Genomic DNA, 16,294 nt, shown 5'->3' with positions numbered 1-16,294 from the left:
ACCACAGGCAACGGGGGTGGGGGCGCGGGCGGACCGAGCAGGGGGCCGCGGGCCTGGTCGCACCCGACCTCAACGGCCCGCGCCAGCTCGCGCTCGCTCGCGACGCCGTCGGCCACGACCAGGATCCCCGCGGCATGGGCGGACTCGACCGCGGCCGCGATGACCGCGGCCCGGCCGACGTCCCGCGGATCCCCGTCCGGGAGCGCCAGCGGTCGACGCAGCGCGACCGCATCGGCCAGCCCTCGTCCGATCACCACCGCGAGCGCGTCCGCGGAGTCGATCCCGTCGACGCAGGCGCGGACCCCCAGGGCCCGCAGTCCGGACAGCCGCTCCACGGCCCGGTCGTCGAGATCGACGAGTCCCTCGACGGGCAGCGCCAGGACCAGCTGCCGCGCGGCCAGCCCGCTGTCCGCCAGCACCCGCTGGACCCGTTCGCCGAAACGTGGGGCGCTCACCGCCGCCGGCGAGACGCCGACCGTCAGCGCGACCCCCTCCGGCAGGTCCGCCACCGCCCGGCACGCGGATCGCAGGACGAGGTCGTCGATGTCGCGGACCAGGCCGGATCGCACGGCCTCGTCCTCGTACTCCTCCGGCCCTACCACCCCGTGCACCGGGTGCTCCCACCGACCGACCGCGTGCGCACCCACCACCGCGCGATCGGGCAGGGACACCTGCGGCTCGAGGTGGGCGACGAACTCGCCCGCGAGCACACCGGGGTACATGTCCGCGAACAACGTCGCCCGCCGGCCGACCGGCTGCGCCGGCTCCGGGTCGAAGACGGCCGCGCGGCGCATCCCGTGGGCCGCGGCCTGCTCGAGCGCGATCTCCGCACCGCCCACGAGGTCCGCAGCGGTCGGCCGGTCCAGCAGGGCAGCGACGGCCAGCCCGACGCAGGACCCGACCGACACCGGGGGCAGGTCGGCCAGCGCGACCGGCGCGCTCAGCGACTCCATCAGGTCCCAGGCCCAGGCCGAAGCCGCCTCGTTGTCCGCCGCCGGCACGGCGACCTCCAGCAGGAAGCCGTCCTCCCCGTACGGCTCCACCCGGTTGGGGCCACTGGCGGCGGCGCGCAGGCGCTGCATGAGCACGTCGGCGACGGCCGTGGCCACCTTCGGCCCGAACCACTCGGTCAGCCGGGAGTAGCGGTCGAGGTCCACCCGGGCGACGCCCACGGTGGTGGGGTCGTCGGCCAGTTCCGCCGCCACCCGCGCCGTCACCCGGTCACGCGCCGCCAGTCGGTCGCCGCTACCGGGTGCGTCCACGTCCGCCACCGTAGGCGCCCAGGTCCGGGGGCGCCTCACGACCGGGCCGCGATCACCATCTGAAATCCCGACCCTTGCCCCGCGCTCCCCAGGTCCGGTGAATACCTGCATACCGCCGTCGACGCGCGACTGGAGGGACGATGGACGACGCCACGCGGGTGGACTTCTACCGGCAGATGGTCCGCATCCGCACGTACGAGGAAGTGATCCGGGCGAACTACCACGCGGACAAGGCACCCGCGTGGGACATCGGCGCGGGGCTGATCCCGGGCGAGATGCACCTGGCCGCCGGTCAGGAACCGGTGGCCGTGGGCGTGTGCGCGCACCTGCGCACGGAGGACGCCGTGACCGGGCCGCACCGCCCGCACCACCTCGCCCTGGCCAAGGGCGTGGACATGAAGAAGATGACCGCGGAGATCTACGGCCGCGAGGGCGGCCTCGGCCACGGCCGCGGCGGTCACATGCACCTGTTCGACGCCGAGCACCACTTCTCCTGCTCCGGCATCATCGCTGAGGGCATGCCGGTGTCGGTCGGGCACGCGATGGCGTTCTCCCGCAAGGGAACCGACAACGTCGCGGTTGCTGTCGCCGGTGAGGGTGCGGCGAACCAGGGCGCGTTCCACGAGTCGCTCAACCTGGCCGCGCTGTGGAAGCTGCCGGTGGTGTTCGTGATCGAGGACAACGACTGGGCGATCTCGGTGCCGCGCGACCACTCCACGTCCGTGCCGGACAACGCCGATCGTGCTGCGGCGTACGGGATTCCGGGCGAGCGGGTCGAGGGCAACGACGTCGAGGCCATCTTCGATGCGGCCGGTCGCGCGGTTGCCCGCGCCCGGGCCGGCGAGGGCCCGACGCTGCTGGAGATCCACACCGTCCGGCTGTGGGGCCACTTCGAAGGTGACGCGCAGGCGTACCGAGGCGAGGAGCTCGACCACGTCGACGAGCGCGACCCGATCCCGGCGTACGAGGCCAAGCTGCGCGCCGACGGGCTGCTGGACGACGACAAGGTCGCCGCGATCAAGGCCGAGGCCCAGGCTGAGGTCGACGCCGCGATCGCGTTCGCCACCGCGTCGCCGGAGCCCGACCCCGCCCACCTGACCGAGTACGTCTTCGCCTGAGGGAGGAGTGCCATGACCGTGACCGAGGCGCCGAGCACGACCCGGCGACTGTCCACCGCCAAGGCCCTGTCCGAGGGCATCGCGCAGGAGATGGCGCGTGACCCGGGTGTCTTCGTGATGGGCGAGGACGTGGGGGCGTACGGCGGCATCTTCGGCTCCACCGGCGGGCTGCTCGAGCAGTTCGGGCCGACCCGCATCATCGACACGCCGATCTCGGAGACCGGGTTCATCGGCGCCGGCATCGGCGCCGCGACCGAGGGTCTGCGACCGGTCGTCGAGCTGATGTTCGTCGACTTCTTCGGGGTCTGCTTCGACCAGATCTACAACCACATGGCCAAGATCCACTTCGAGTCCGGCGGCCACGTGAAGGTGCCGATGGTGCTGATGATGGCCGTCGGCGGCGGCTACAACGACGCCGCGCAGCACTCGCAGTGCCTGTGGGCGTCGTTCGCGCACATGCCCGGGATGAAGGTCGTGGTGCCGTCGAACCCGTACGACGCCAAGGGCCTGATGATCTCGGCGATCCGCGACGACAACCCGGTCATCTACATGTTCCACAAGGGTGTGATGGGCCTGCCGTGGATGGCCAAGAACCCGCGCTCGATCGGGCCGGTGCCGGAGGAGGCGTACGAGGTTCCCATCGGCAAGGCCAACGTCGTGCAAGAGGGCTCCGACGTCACCGTGGTGACGCTGTCGATGTCGGTGCAGCACAGCCAGGACGTGGCCGAGAAGCTCGCCGGCGACGGCATCTCGGTGGAGGTGCTGGACCTGCGCTCGCTGGTGCCGCTGGACCGTGAGGCGGTCGTGGCGTCCGCGTCGAAGACCGGCCGGGTCGTCGTGGTGGACGAGGACTACAAGTCCTTCGGCATGTCCGGTGAGATCGCGGCGACGCTGGCCGAGGGCGGGGTGTCGCTGTCCGCGCCGTTCACGCGGGTCACCTACCCGGACATGCCGGTGCCGTACGCCCGCTCGCTGGAGCAGGCCGCGCTGCCGACGCGGGCCCGCATCGAGGCCGCGATCCGGTCCGTGGTGGGTGCATGACCGACATCGTGTTCCCGGTGGTGTCGAAGGAGCCGGGGTCGACGGGGGTGGTGGCGACGTGGTTCTCCCGCGACGGCGAGGCCGTCGCGGCGGGCCAGGTCATCGCCGAGCTCCAGGTCGACAAGGTGTCCTACGACGTGGAGGCCCCGGTGGCCGGCGTGCTGCGCACCCTGGTGGCCGAGGAGGCCGAGGTGGTCCAGGGTGACCCGATCGCCCGCATCGAGTAGGCGGCCCGCGTCCTCTCGTCGAGTGCTCGCCCGTGGGGGTCCCGGGACGGTCCGGAACCCCCACGCGGCAGCACTCGACGTGGGGGCGGGCGGTGATCGCCGTGCCGCTGGACCGCTGGTGGGAGCATGGGCGCGTGGATGCCGTCGTGCCGGAGGAGGCGCTGGCCGCGCTGCGTGCCGCGGGCGCGCGGTTCGTCCTGCTGTTCGGCAGCAGGGCTCGCGGGGACGCTCGACCGAACTCCGACCTCGACCTGGCTGCGTGGTTTGTCTAGCCGGTGCCGGCCGCCTTTGAGGTCCCGATGCCGCCGGGCGTCGACCTGCTCGTGCTCAACGACGCGCCGCTCGAGCTCGCGGGCCGCGTCGCGATGGAGGGCGTGGTGGTCGCTGACGACGACCCGGTCGCCCGCGTCCGGTGGCTCGCTCATGCGCGCAAGGTGTACGCCGACGAGCGCTACCGGTTCGAGCGGGCGCATCGCGAGTTCGCCGAGGCGGTGCGCCGCGGTCGATGAGACCCGCGTCCTCCGGCTGTTGCGAGGAGTCAACCGGATCCGCCCCGGCTGACGGCTGACGCCGGACGCCTCACGGCACTCCTGTAGGCCGGTGCGGGACCTCCCCGGCGTTCATTGCTCAGCTGTTGTCGTTTCGGGGCGCCGGAAACGACGACAGCTGAGCACTCGCCGCATCGTGGGGGCTTCCGTACGCGGGCCGGCGGGTCTAGCGTCCGCTCGTGGCGCGGACAAGGACGAGGACGGCGGCGGTGTCGGGTGCGCTCGCGGCGGTGACCGCCGGGGCGCTCGTGGTCGGCATCGGGGTGGTCGGTACCGGGGTCACCGGGGCCCTGGCGGTCCCGGCGGCGGGGGGCGAGTTCACCGTCTCCGGCGTCGGCACCAACAACCAGATCGCGCCCGGGCCGGACGGCAACATGTGGGTGACGCTGGACTCCGGGGGCAAGGACGTCGCGCGGATCACGCCCGCCGGTGTCGTCGACGAGTTCGACGTGTCGAACGTGTCCTCGCCGACCGGCATCACCGCGGGACCCGACGGCAACCTGTGGGTCACCCAGTCCGGCGGGGTCGCGCGGTTCTCTCCCGCGGACCCGACCACCGGGACAGCGACCCCGATCGCGGACATCGCCGACCCGCGCGCGATGACCGTCGGCCCCGACGGCAACCTGTGGACCGCTAGCGGCGACAAGGTGATCCGCATCCCGCCAGGGGCGCCGGCCACGTTCCAGTCATTCGGGGCCACCGGCGTGCAGGGCGCGCGCTGGATCGCCGCCGGTACGGACGGGGTGTGGGTCGCCGACTTCGGCGGCTCCCAGGTCGTGCATGTGACCACCGCGGGCGCCGGGACCGCGTACCCGACCGGCGCCGGCGGCGGACCGCAGGGCGTGGCGTTCGGCGGGGGCCTCGCGGGCTACGCCGACCCCGGCACGACCCCGCAGACCGTCGGTCGGATCGCTTCGGGCGGTACCCCCGCGCCGACGTCGGTGCCGAACACCGACCCGTTCGGGATGACGTACGGGACGGACGGCGCGTTCTGGTTCGCCCAGTTCCTCACCGACTCGGTCGGCCGGCTGGCTGCCGACGGGACGGTGACGACGCTGGCGCTACCGCCCGGGTCCGGGCCGCGGCAGCTGTCCGCCGGACCGGGGGACACCCTGTGGGTCACGCTGGACACCGCCGAGAAGGTCGCCCGCATCACCGGCGTGACCACCGCGCCGACGGCAACGAGCGCCACCGCCGACCAGGCGGCCACCTCGACCACGACGACTGCCACCGCGACGTCGTCGACCACGGCTACGTCGACGGCCACGGCTACATCCACCGCGACCGCCACCCCGACGCCGACCGCGACGAAGCCCCCGGTGCCCGGGACCACGATCACCACGGGTCCGCGCAAGCTCGTCCGCACCACCAAGGCCCGCACGAAGGTGGTGTTCCGGTTCACCTCGAACGTCAGTGGCGCCACCTTCCGCTGCCGGCTCGGCTCGGCGCCGTTCCGGTCCTGCACGTCGCCGAAGGCCTACCGGCTCAAGCCCGGCCGCTACACGTTCAAGGTCCGTGCTGTCGCGGGGGGCGTCCTCGACCCGACCCCGGCGGTCCGGAAGTTCCGCATCGTCCGCCGCTGACGGGCGCGCGGCGAGGCCGCGCGGGATCTCAGCCGGGCGTGCCGTATGTCGCCGCGCTGGCGAACTCGAGGACCACCACGTCCTCGTCCCCGGTGTTCCATGCGTCGTGACCGGGCGGGATGTTGTAGGCGTCGCCGGGTCCGACGTCGCCCTCCGACCCGTCGTCCAGGACGACGTGCATGCGGCCGGAGACCACGGCCCCGACGTGGTGGGCCTGACAGGTGTCGGTGCCCACGACGGGGCTCACGCACTCCGACCACCTCCACCCGGGCGCGAACGTGAAGCGGGCGACCTTGGCGTCGCCCACCTGGACCATCTCGACGGTGGTCTTGTCCATCCGCCGGACGTCGTCGGCAGCGTTGAAGGACTTCGACTCGAGAACGTTCACGGTTGCCTCCTTGTGCGACCGCCCCGTGCGGCGACGGTACGCCCGGTTCCGTTCGGGTCGTCGAAGCGATCAGGCGCCGCGCGGGAAAGCGGCTGGGCCGCAACGCAGGAGCGCCGCGAGTCCGTACGCCGAACGCCTTGACACCGTCTGTCCCGGCGGGCTCAGGCGCTGGTCCGGCGGTGCGGATGTGGCTGACGAGCCGGGTGGGGTCACGGGGGGCGGCGCCGCGCCGCAGTGCATGAAGAAGATCCCCCACGCCTCGCGTGCGGGACCCCTTCTCGGATCCCCCCCCACCCGCGGCGCCGACCCCTCGTCGGCGCCGCGAGCGGCTGGGGGAGTGTTGCGTCTACACGGTGTTGCTGGACGTGAAGTTGCTGGCGCCGACCACGTTGTAGGCGGACACCTTGTACTGGTAGCTGGCTCCGGTCGGTGCGTTCGCGTCGAGCCATGAACTGGAGTTGGCGCCCACACTCGCGACCTGCACCCAGGCACCCGGAGTGCCGCCGGAAGGCGTGACCGACCGCTGGATGACGTAGCCGGCTGCACCAGCGGTGGTGCCCCAGCTGACCCGGATGCGGCTGCCGGTGCGAGCCGCCGTCACGCGTGACGGTGCCGAGGGTTCAGCAGCACCCGGCGTCAACACCATCGCGGAGTACGAGCTGGCGGTCGTCTGCCCGAAGGCGGCGTCGTAGCCCACAGTGTTCTGACCCACCACCCGGAAGCCGAACGGCACCCCCGCCGATCCGGTCGTGGTCCAGACGAGGGGTCCCCCGGAGCCGTTGTTCTTGACCAGGGGCGACACCTTGGGCGCACCGACGTTGACCCAGTCGGTGCCGTTGCTCGTGCGCTGGAGCACGTACTGGGTCTCCGCGATGGAGTTGTCCGTGGACGTGATCGTGTACCGAACGTTGTTCCTCCCCATCGGTGTGGCATCGATCGTCGGGTCACTGGGATTGTTCGGCGGGACCGCCACGGCCTGCGGCCGCATCATGTCCATCTCCTCGTGGCTGAGGATGTGGCAGTGCCACACGTACTCCCAGCCGAAGTTCACGAGATCGTTCGCGATGCCGTTCGTCATCGGCTGCCCGTCCGGCAGGACGTTGTTGAAGCCGGCACCCGCGCCGCTGGCTCCCACCGGCATCATCGGGCTCAGCGGTCGGATGGAGTTCGGAACCTCCCACGGAAGGTCCGGCTTCACCGGCCGCAGCGCGACGATGGTGTCCTCCAAGGGAGACATCCGGACGGTGTCCTTCCAGCCGTTCTCGTTGGGATCGTTGGGAATGATGATGTTGTCCCACGTGACCCGGTTGATGACCTGCACGTCGTACAGGTGGAAGTGGATCGGGTGCGTGTCGACACCGTTGTGGGTGATCCGCCACAACTGCGTGCCGTCCGCGTCATTGGTCATCGGCTTGACCTCGACGCTGGTGTCCGGCTGGCCGTTGGCGTCGTAGGCCACCGGTGCCGTGGGCAGCTTCTGGGCGTTGATGACCTCGGTCGGGGGATTCACGTACGGGTAGAGCGTGACGTTCTGCAGGCCCGGTGTCGGTGGCTGGGCCTCGATGCCGAGGTTGGCCTGCATGCGTCCGAACACGTCGAACGTCGTCGCGTTCATCTCGTCGTGGATCGCCTTCGGCTGCACGTCCAGCTGGAAGTTGCTGGTGAAGTCGACCTTCTTCGGATTCGCCGGGTCGACCGTGTACTTGGTCGACAACCCGTCGAACTTGAAGTACTGGTTGTCGTTCACCCGGACCTTGCCGTCGCAGTTGTGTGACGTGCTGGTGATCACCTGGTTGCCTGCCGCGTCCCCTGCGGAGACGTTGCAGTCGCTGGCGGCCGGGAACCTGGTCCCGTAGGCGGAGTTGTACTCGGCCTGGCCCACGATCTCCGGGTTCTGAGCCGACTCGAAGACTCCGCTGCCGTCCGCGTGGTGCTTGAAGGCGTTGCGGAGCTTCGTGATGCTGAACGGCGCAGCGGGGGTTCCGGCGATCTTCACCTGCATCACGGTGCGGGTGTTGGGGCCGTACCCGGGCAGGATCGGCGGTGCGCCGACAGGACGCATGTCCGGAGCGCCGGTGTAGTAGTCGTACGACGCGACGCGGGCGGGGAACGCCGCCGGAGCGTCGTTGTACAGGATCAGCGTCTGGCCGGCGAACTTCGAGAAGTCGACGACCACGTCGGCGCGCTCGGCGGGGGCGACCAGCAGGGAGTGCAGGTCCACGTTGCCCACGTCGAACCGCGTCGGGTCGATGATCCACGTGGTCGGCTGCTGCCCGTCGATGACGGCGGGGGACGGCAGCCAGCCGCCCTCGTTGGCGTACTGCACCCAGTCCGGTCCGTCCGTGCTCGTCACGCCGTCGGCGAAGGTCTTGGCCGGCGTCGGGAAGATGTTCGGGTCGGTCTGGGCCGCGGCCACCTCGGCCGGGTTGAGCCGCACCTCGGTCGGGTTGCCGTTGGGGCCCAGCTGGTTGGGATCGGCCTTGTACCACTGCAGATTGAAGAAGCGGTCGTTGGCCGCGTTGAGGATGCGGAAGCGGTACGACTTCGGCTCCAGCGTGACCGTCGGGTACGCGACCCCGTTGACCGTCGGGGTGTCGTTGAACTGCTCCATGCCCGCCGAGTTGTTCGGCGTGCCCGGGATGAGCGCGGGCTCGCAGAACGGGTCGGTGTCGTACTGCCACGTCGACGGGTCGTCGAGCCGGCAGTTCGGGTCGAAGTACGGGTTGTCGATCGGGCCGTAGACCGTGTTGGCGGCCGGTGGCCAGAACCAGGGTCCGTACATCCAGCGGCCGAAGGCACTCATCCCGGACGGGTCACCGGGGTTCTGCGCCGGCATGTACACGTGCTGGTACCAGAACTGTCCCTTGGTGCCCCAGCGCGACGTGTCCCAGGTCGGGTCCTGGCCGTAGTTGAACTGGCCCGTCGGGTCGTAGTAGCCGTTGAACATCTGGTCGTCGTCGGGGACGAAGGTGCGGTCCTGCACGACCAGCGGGATCTCGTCGCCGGGGAGGGTGCCGTTGCCCACGAGCTTCTTCTCGGTCTTGTCGCCGATGATGTAGCCCGCGGCCTCGCCCGCATACACGTTGAGGCGGGTGATGCCCCACGCGTGGTCGTGGTAGAACATCAGCCGCGCGCTCTGCTGGTTGGTGTAGAAGAACGTGGAGCACCCGTCCCTCTTGACCGCGGGGTCGGTGTAGGTCGGGTCATCACAGTTCTCATCAGCCATGTCGGGCACTGCCCCGACGCTCACGCCCTCGGGCCAGTCCGTGGCCTCGTTCGCGGGGGTGATCCACTGGTGCGGGGTGCCGTCGCTGATCCACGGGGAGATGCCGCCGTGCAGGTGCAGCGTCGCGCGGTTGTCGGTGAAGCACTCCTTGGGCGTCGGTAGGCCGTCCCGGTTCGCTACCTCGCACGCGGGGTTGCGGATGTCGTCGTACACGGTCCCCTCGTCCGCGGGGAGTGGCATGCCGGTCGGGCCGTCGCCGGCGCCCATGAAGGTGGTGTCGACCGGCATGAACAGGTCACCGGCCACGCCCGTGGGAAGCAGGTTGCGGAACACGATCCGGACCGGCTTGTCCTTCTCGGCGGCGATGACCGGGCCGAGCCACTGCGGCGACGTGACGCCGTAGGCCTGCTGGCCGTTGATCGTGACCGCTACGCGAGAGCCGTCGAGCATTTCGTTGTATAGCGCGAAGTGCTGGCTCTTGCCCGGGAAGGCGGCGACGAACTCAGGAGTCTCGATCTGGACGTAGCCGCGCACCATGGTCTGGGGCAGGTCGCTCGAGAACGAGGTGCGGTACTGCACGAGCCCGATCTCATACTGGTCGGTCTTGGCGGTCTTGCCGCTCAACACGACGTCCTTGCCGACCACGGGAACCGCGAGCGGCAGCGTCTTCTTGCTGGGATCACAACCTGCGGCCGAGGACGGGTCACACAGCATCGGTAGCTGGTCGATGAACTTCTTCATCCCCTCCTGCAGGTAGCCGGCTCCGTGGTTGATGACCTGGATCCCGGTGATAGCCCCCGCCTCCACAATCGCCGTCGCGGCGGCGTCGACGCCCCCGCCGTCGGGGTCGGAGATGGTCACGGTCGGGGCGCTGGTGTAGCCGGAGCCCGGAGCGTCGGTGTAGACCGCCGACAGCTTCAGGGTCGCGGTGGCCGTCGCGGGCGTGGTCCAGGGATTGCCGTCCTGGTCCAGCAGGATCGGGTCGTTGGCGGTGCCGTTGCGGATCACCACGCCGGGCGCGGTGATGTAGCCCGAGCCCGGGTCGTCCACGATCACCGCGTCGATCGAACCGTCGGCGTTCAACTTGGCGTGCCCGACGGCCTGCTCGCCGTCAGGGGAGTCTGGCCAGTCGAAGTCGACCGTGGGCATGGTGTAGCCCAAGCCGGGGTCGGACAGCGTGACGGCGTCCACGCCGCCGGTGCCGATCGCGGTCGCGCCGCTGCCGCCGCCGCCGGTGAGCGTCACCACGAACTCGGAGTAGCCGGCACCGGCCTGGATGCCGTCAAACGCGACGACCGCGCCGCTGTTCGTGCTCGTCGCACTCGCCGTCGCGCCGGCGCCGAATCCGTCTCCGCGGCTGTCGGTGATGATCACGTTCGCGCTAGTCAAGACGGTGTCCCCGGGAGGGCTGAAGTAGCCGCTGCCGGGGTTGGTGACCTGGATGTCCCTGATCCCGCCCGCGACCGGGTCCACCGTCGCCACCGCGGTCGCGCCGCTGCCGCTGCCGACTGCGGTGGCCGTGGTCTGCCCCGGGGTATAGCCGCTACCCCTACTCACCAGTCTGACGCCGTTGATACGGCCGCCGTCCTCAAGTTGCCGGGGAACGCCGTACGCGCCGCTGCCGCTGGGGCCGGAGAAGAGGATCTGCGTCCCGGGGTTGTAGCCGCTGCCACCGTTGGTGACTCGCGCGTTCGCGATTTCACCCGTCGCCGCGACGGTGACGATGAACGTGGCTCCCTGGCCGGGCGGCGCGATCTCGACGGTGGCCTTGGGCAGGGTGAAGGGGCTGTTGGCCCAGTTGGGCCAGGGCCCGAAGTAGTGCGGGACACCGGGAATGTCCGTGGGCGGTGAGGCGGCCTGCGACGAGGCGCCTCCCAGTGAGATCTGTCCGGCCATTGCGGCGACGAGGGCCAAGGCGGACACGGATATGAGCACCCTGTTGCGAGACAGGCGCAGACGATGACTATTCACTTCTTCAGCCCCCCAGTGGCTGCGAGCCGGCGTAGCAGGACGGCTCGTGAGGTACGACCCCCGTACCCCGATGGGGTAAACCTCCTCGCTCGGGCCACGGGCGCAGCACCCCCTCACGGCCCCTCTTCTCGGGGGCCAAGGTCCCGCGGCCCGTCATCCGAACGGTTGCCGCGAGGTGATTCACCGGTCCGCGTAGCATCGGGCGACGTTGAGTAGTCGGACGGACGCTGGTCGGCGGCAGGTGCGGGTCGAGGCGAGGGAGTTGCGTCATGCGAGTGTGCGCCGGGGAGGGGACCCGTTGCCGCACAGCCTGAATCGGGTCCGTGGACGTCGCGACCCTGCCGTCCTGCTCGCGGTGCTCGTCATCCTTCTCGGCACGTTCGTGCTCTCGATCGCGCTCGCCGCTCCGGTGCGGGCCGACGACGCCGCCGGGGTGACCGAGGTTCAGATCGACCCGCAGGACCCAGAAGCACCGCCCGGCGCAGAGATTCCCTTCCGCCTCACCTACCTCAACGGCAACGGTGACTCAGTGCCACTGGCACGCAACGAGTACGCGATCGTCGAGACGGACGACCAGGCCTCGTTGCTCCGCAACGGCACGGAGATACTTCCTCGAATCCGACTGACGTCCGCGGACCCGCAGGAGGTCTACCTCACCGTCGCCGGCACCGCGCCCACCTTCCGGCTCGGCGTGGCGGTGTACCGCAACGGGGTGGTCGTCGCGACAGACGTCACGACGGTGACCGCGGAAGGGGTGACGCGAGCCGCCGAGGACCTCGTCCAGGGCATGTCCAGCATGGGGGAGGGCGCTCTCGGGCCGCAGTTCACCAACGTCTCCGGTGTCCAGGCGGCTTTCACCGCGGCGGTCGCCGTCCTGATCATCGCGTGCCCCTGCGCCCTCGGACTCGCGACGCCGACGGCACTGCTCGTCGGCACCGGCCGCGGCGCGCAGATGGGCGTGCTGATCCGCGGCCCCGAGGTGCTGGAGAACACCCGCCGCATCGACACCGTCGTGCTGGACAAGACCGGCACCGTGACCACCGGCCGGATGGAGCTGGCCGCGGTGGCGGGTGACGGCGCCAGCGAGGACGAGGTGCTCGCGCGCGCCGGCGCCGTCGAGCACGCCAGCGAGCACCCGGTGGCCCGCGCAGTGGCGGCGGCAGCGGCCGACCGGACCGGCGACCTGAGCCCGGTGGCGGAGTTCCGCAACGAGCGCGGCCTCGGGGTTCGCGGCCTCGTCGTGGGGGAGGAGACGGTCGTGGGCCGGCCGTCGTGGGTGGCCCAGAGCCTCGGACTCCCGGCCGCGGACGCCGCCTGGCTGGCCGGTTTCGTGGACGAGTGGGAGTCCCGCGGCGCGACCGTCGTCGCGGTCGGCTGGGGCGGCGCGGTCCGCGGGGCGCTGGCGGTCGCCGACGCAGTACGCCCCACCAGCCGTCAGGCCGTCGCCCAGTTCCGCAAGATGGGCATCGAACCGGTCCTCCTCACCGGCGACAACGCCCGCACCGCCCGCGCCGTCGCCGACGACATCGGCATCACCGAGGTCATCGCCGAGGTCCTCCCCAGCGACAAGGTCGACGTCGTACGCCGCCTGCAGGCCGACGGCCGCGCGGTGGCGATGGTCGGCGACGGCGTCAACGACGCTGCCGCGCTGGTGCAGGCCGACCTCGGCATCGCGATGGGATCCGGGTCCGACGTCGCGGTCGAGGCCAGCGACCTCACCCTCGTCCGTACCGACCTGATGGCCGCCATCGACGCGATCCGGCTGTCCCGCAAGACGCTGCGGACGATCTACGGAAACCTGTTCTGGGCGTTCGCCTACAACGTGCTGATGATCCCGCTCGCCGCGGTCGGGCTGCTCAACCCACTGCTCGCCGGCGCGGCGATGGCCTTCTCGTCCGTCTTCGTGGTGGCCAACAGCTTGCGGCTGAGGCGGTTCCGCTCCATCACCGCAACCACCGGGGCTGCCGGCGGCGGGGCCAAGCCGCGTAGCCGCGAGCCCGCGTCCGTCTGAGTCGGGCCGACTCGGAGCCGTCCACGGCACCGCCCCCGTCGTCGTGGTGACGCGGGGGCGGTTTCGGGTCCGAGTCGGCCGCTTGTCCGGCTCGGCCCTTCCCTCAGATCTGGCAGGAGCAGCCGGAGCCGCTGGTGTCGCCGCAGTCGCAACTGGTGGCCTCGGCCATGGTGGTCCTGCCTCCGTGTCTGATGCTCGTGGTGGGAGGCTGCCGCGGCCGCCCGGCGGAGCGCCAGGGCACAGGGTCCCGACTTCGCCCGGGACGGAGGTCCCGAACGGCGGCAGCGGTCAGCGGCCGATCCACAGCCACACGAGCAGGGTGGCCAGCGCGATCAGCAGCACGATCGGCACGAACACGGCGGAGATCCGGTCGGCCAGCCGCTGCACCGGCGCCTTGCCCGACTGCGCCTGCGCCACCAGCCGGGCGATCTGCGCGAGCCGGGTGTCGTCGCCGATCCGCGTCGCCTCCACCACCAGGCGCCCGTCGGCGTTGACCGTGGCGCCAGTGACGTCGCTGCCGGGCTGGACCTCGATGGGCACGGACTCGCCGGTCAGCAGCGACTCGTCAACCGCGCTGGTCCCCTCGACCACGACCCCGTCGGTGGCGATCCGCTCCCCGGGGCGGACCACGAACCGGTCGCCCACCAACAGCTGCGACACCGGGATCCGGGTCTCGACCCCGCCACGCAGCACGGCGACGTCCTTGGCGCCGAGGTGCAGCAGGGCGCGAAGCGCCGCCCCTGACCGGCGCTTGGCGCGGGCCTCGAACCACCGGCCGGCCAGGATGAACACCGGTACTGCCGCCGCGACCTCCAGGTAGATGTCCGGCATCCCGGTCTCGACCCGGTCGAACGACGGCAGCAGCGACTCTTCCATGCTGTAGAAGGGAACTCCGGCGCCGCCGAAGAAGAGCGCCCACGCGCTCCACAGGTACGCGGCCAGGCAGCCCATGCTGATGAGCGTGTCCATGGTCGCGGTCCCGTGCCGCAGGTTCAGCCATGCGGCTCGGTGGAACGGCCACGCGCCCCAGAACACCACCGGGCTGGCGAGGGCGAAGCACAGCCACTGCCAGTAGGTGAACTGCAGGGGCGGGATCATCGATAGCAGCAACACGGGTGTGGCGAGCGCCAGCGAGCCCCAGAACCGGGTCCGCAGGTCCTCCACCTCGCGGTCGCCTGCGATCTCCGCGGCCGAGCGCTCGTCCGTGTCGGTCGTCTCGGGCTCCGGCGGAGCGGGGGGCAGCGCCTCGTACCCGGTGTCGTGGACGGTCTTGAGCAGGTCTTCCAGCGTGACGGTCGGCGCGAACTGCACCGACGCGGTCTCGGTCGCGTAGTTCACCGTGGCCGTGACGCCGTCCATCTTGTTGAGCTTGCGCTCGATCCGGTTGGCGCACGAGGAGCAGGTCATCCCGATGACCGCCAGGTCCACGCGCTGGCTGTCCGCCCCGGTGTCGATGCTCACGCCGTCCTCCTCGCCTGCGGCCCGATCGTACGTGTCCGCCGACCGAGCGGGCCAGGCGTGCCGCGTACGCTCCGCGCATGACGCGGGTCCGGGGGCTGCGCGCCCCCGCACTGGCCCTGGCCGCATTTGCGGCCGTCGTCCTCCTCGGCGGGTGCACCAGCGACTCGACGACCACGGGCAGCCAGTCGCCGTCGGCCGCCACGGCCGCCGCGTCGGAGTCCGCCTCCGCGGAGCCGTCGGCATCGTCCACGCTGCGGGTCGGCACGGTGCCGGAGTGGTGCGCGGCGTACGTCGACGTCACCGGGGTCCTCGCTCAGGTGGGTGCCGACCCCGCCACCGCGGACCAGGCGGCCGCGGTGCTGGACGACTTCTCCGCGCTGTGGGCCCAGGCCGGCGACCTGGGCATCGTGTCGGTGGAGGAGGTCGTGGCCAACCAGCGGACTGTCGAGGCGCTGCGCGGGGTGCTGGAGACGTACGCGGCCGGGCTGGCGACGGATTCCCCCGAAGCGCTGGCGGCGCGTGAACAGCTGACGACCGTCACCACCGAGGAGCAGCTGGCACTGGCCACCTCCGCGGAGGAGGTCGCGGCGGCCTGCCAGGTGCAGGAGAGCGGGGCCCCTGCGGAGAGCGGGGCACCGGATGAGGACGGGGGCCCGACCCCGTAGGGCCGGACCCCCGTCTGGGCGACCCCCCCAAGGGATCCGTGGATTCTGCAGAGGATCCGTGGACTCGTCGCCCGCTCGTGGGAGCCCCGTCACATGGAGGCGGACTCCATGTCCTCGGACTCCATGCCGTCCGACTCCATGCCCTCGGACTCCATGCCCTCGGACTCCATCCCCTCCGAGCTCATGTCGTCGCTCATGTCGTCCGACATCGTCGGGACCGGCTCGGGCGCCTTGACCGTCGCGTCCACCGTCACCGACGTGCCGTCGCTGAAGGTGAGCGTGATCGGGACGGTCTGGCCGACCGTGAGCGTGGGGTTGATGAGCATCATGTGGTAGCCGCCGGACTTCAGCTGCAGCGTGCCGCCGGCCGGGACCGGGATGCTGGCGACCTGGGACATCTCCATCGCGCCGTCGACCATCGTGGTCTCGTGCAGCTGGGCCTCCGACGCGGCGTCGGACGGGACGCTGGCCCCGGTCAGCGACACCTCGGCGTCGGAGGAGTTGGAGACGAGAGCGAAGGCCCCGGTCCGCTCCGGGAGCGTGGGCTCGTTGATGTAGGCGTCGGTGACCGTGATGGGTCCCGCCGCGGCGCTGCTGCCCGACGACGCGTCGCCGGACGAGCAGCCGGCCAGGCCGACGGCCGCGACGAGCGCGGCGCCGGCGACGATGGCCGCGCGGCGCTTCGGCGCCGACCTGCGGTGGTGAACTGACACAGGGTGCCTCTCGAGAGCGTGGCCCGCACTGCGGGGGAGGTCGGTCAAGTGCCGACGGCTCCGTGCGGGCGCGGATGGAC

13 protein-coding genes are annotated in these 16,294 nt (G+C 71.2%); 8 read left to right on the top strand and 5 right to left on the bottom strand.

Annotated elements, in window-relative coordinates; genetic code table 11:
• The coding region (locus tag R2737_18590; GenBank protein MEZ5118268.1) for an EAL domain-containing protein at window positions 1-1,262 on the bottom strand (1,262 nt) is incomplete at its 3' end.
• A gap of 140 nt (window positions 1,263-1,402) precedes the next feature.
• Between R2737_18590 and R2737_18585 the strand changes: the two genes are divergently transcribed.
• From R2737_18585 to R2737_18560, 6 genes are all read left to right on the top strand, one after another.
• Complete coding sequence (locus R2737_18585) at window positions 1,403-2,380, top strand: thiamine pyrophosphate-dependent dehydrogenase E1 component subunit alpha (protein ID MEZ5118267.1); 978 nt, start codon at window positions 1,403-1,405, stop codon at window positions 2,378-2,380.
• 12 nt (window positions 2,381-2,392) lie between these two features.
• Window positions 2,393-3,421, top strand: a complete 1,029-nt coding sequence (locus tag R2737_18580) for an alpha-ketoacid dehydrogenase subunit beta (protein MEZ5118266.1) — start codon at window positions 2,393-2,395, stop codon at window positions 3,419-3,421.
• A complete protein-coding gene (locus tag R2737_18575; GenBank protein MEZ5118265.1) occupies window positions 3,418-3,648 on the top strand; it encodes a lipoyl domain-containing protein in 231 nt (76 codons plus the stop codon). The genes R2737_18580 and R2737_18575 overlap by 4 nt, the downstream gene beginning before the upstream one ends.
• A 134-nt stretch (window positions 3,649-3,782) precedes the next feature.
• On the top strand, window positions 3,783-3,920 hold the full coding sequence (locus R2737_18570; GenBank protein ID MEZ5118264.1) for a nucleotidyltransferase domain-containing protein: 138 nt from the start codon (window positions 3,783-3,785) through the stop codon (window positions 3,918-3,920).
• 27 nt (window positions 3,921-3,947) lie between these two features.
• On the top strand, window positions 3,948-4,157 hold the full coding sequence (locus tag R2737_18565; protein MEZ5118263.1) for a hypothetical protein: 210 nt from the start codon (window positions 3,948-3,950) through the stop codon (window positions 4,155-4,157).
• Between the two features lie 248 nt (window positions 4,158-4,405).
• On the top strand, window positions 4,406-5,779 hold the full coding sequence (locus R2737_18560) for a hypothetical protein (GenBank protein MEZ5118262.1): 1,374 nt from the start codon (window positions 4,406-4,408) through the stop codon (window positions 5,777-5,779).
• 28 nt (window positions 5,780-5,807) lie between these two features.
• Here the strand turns inward: R2737_18560 and R2737_18555 are convergent, their stop codons facing one another.
• On the bottom strand, window positions 5,808-6,167 hold the full coding sequence (locus tag R2737_18555; GenBank protein MEZ5118261.1) for a cupin domain-containing protein: 360 nt from the start codon (window positions 6,165-6,167) through the stop codon (window positions 5,808-5,810).
• 346 nt (window positions 6,168-6,513) lie between these two features.
• Complete coding sequence (locus tag R2737_18550) at window positions 6,514-11,289, bottom strand: multicopper oxidase domain-containing protein (GenBank protein ID MEZ5118260.1); 4,776 nt, start codon at window positions 11,287-11,289, stop codon at window positions 6,514-6,516.
• Window positions 11,290-11,719: 430 nt separating this feature from the next.
• Between R2737_18550 and R2737_18545 the strand changes: the two genes are divergently transcribed.
• Window positions 11,720-13,375, top strand: a complete 1,656-nt coding sequence (locus R2737_18545) for a heavy metal translocating P-type ATPase (protein MEZ5118259.1) — start codon at window positions 11,720-11,722, stop codon at window positions 13,373-13,375.
• Between the two features lie 288 nt (window positions 13,376-13,663).
• On the opposite strand, the gene R2737_18540 is transcribed toward R2737_18545, so the two are convergent.
• Window positions 13,664-14,836 carry a heavy metal translocating P-type ATPase gene (locus R2737_18540; protein ID MEZ5118258.1) on the bottom strand — a complete coding sequence of 391 codons (1,173 nt, stop codon included), beginning with the start codon at window positions 14,834-14,836 and terminating at the stop codon, window positions 13,664-13,666.
• 77 nt (window positions 14,837-14,913) lie between these two features.
• Here R2737_18540 and R2737_18535 point away from each other — a divergent pair, with 77 nt between their 5' ends.
• Window positions 14,914-15,501 (top strand): hypothetical protein, encoded by a 588-nt coding sequence (locus R2737_18535; GenBank protein ID MEZ5118257.1) that lies wholly within the window; start codon window positions 14,914-14,916, stop codon window positions 15,499-15,501.
• A gap of 89 nt (window positions 15,502-15,590) precedes the next feature.
• Here the strand turns inward: R2737_18535 and R2737_18530 are convergent, their stop codons facing one another.
• Entirely contained in the window at window positions 15,591-16,214 is a 624-nt protein-coding gene (locus R2737_18530) for a copper chaperone PCu(A)C (GenBank protein ID MEZ5118256.1), read from the bottom strand.
• Window positions 16,215-16,294 lie beyond the last annotated feature (80 nt).

This window comes from Candidatus Nanopelagicales bacterium, from assembly GCA_041393815.1.
Classification (GTDB): domain Bacteria; phylum Actinomycetota; class Actinomycetes; order S36-B12; family JAWKJK01; genus JAWKJK01.
This window is presented reverse-complemented; position numbering and strand designations above follow the sequence as displayed.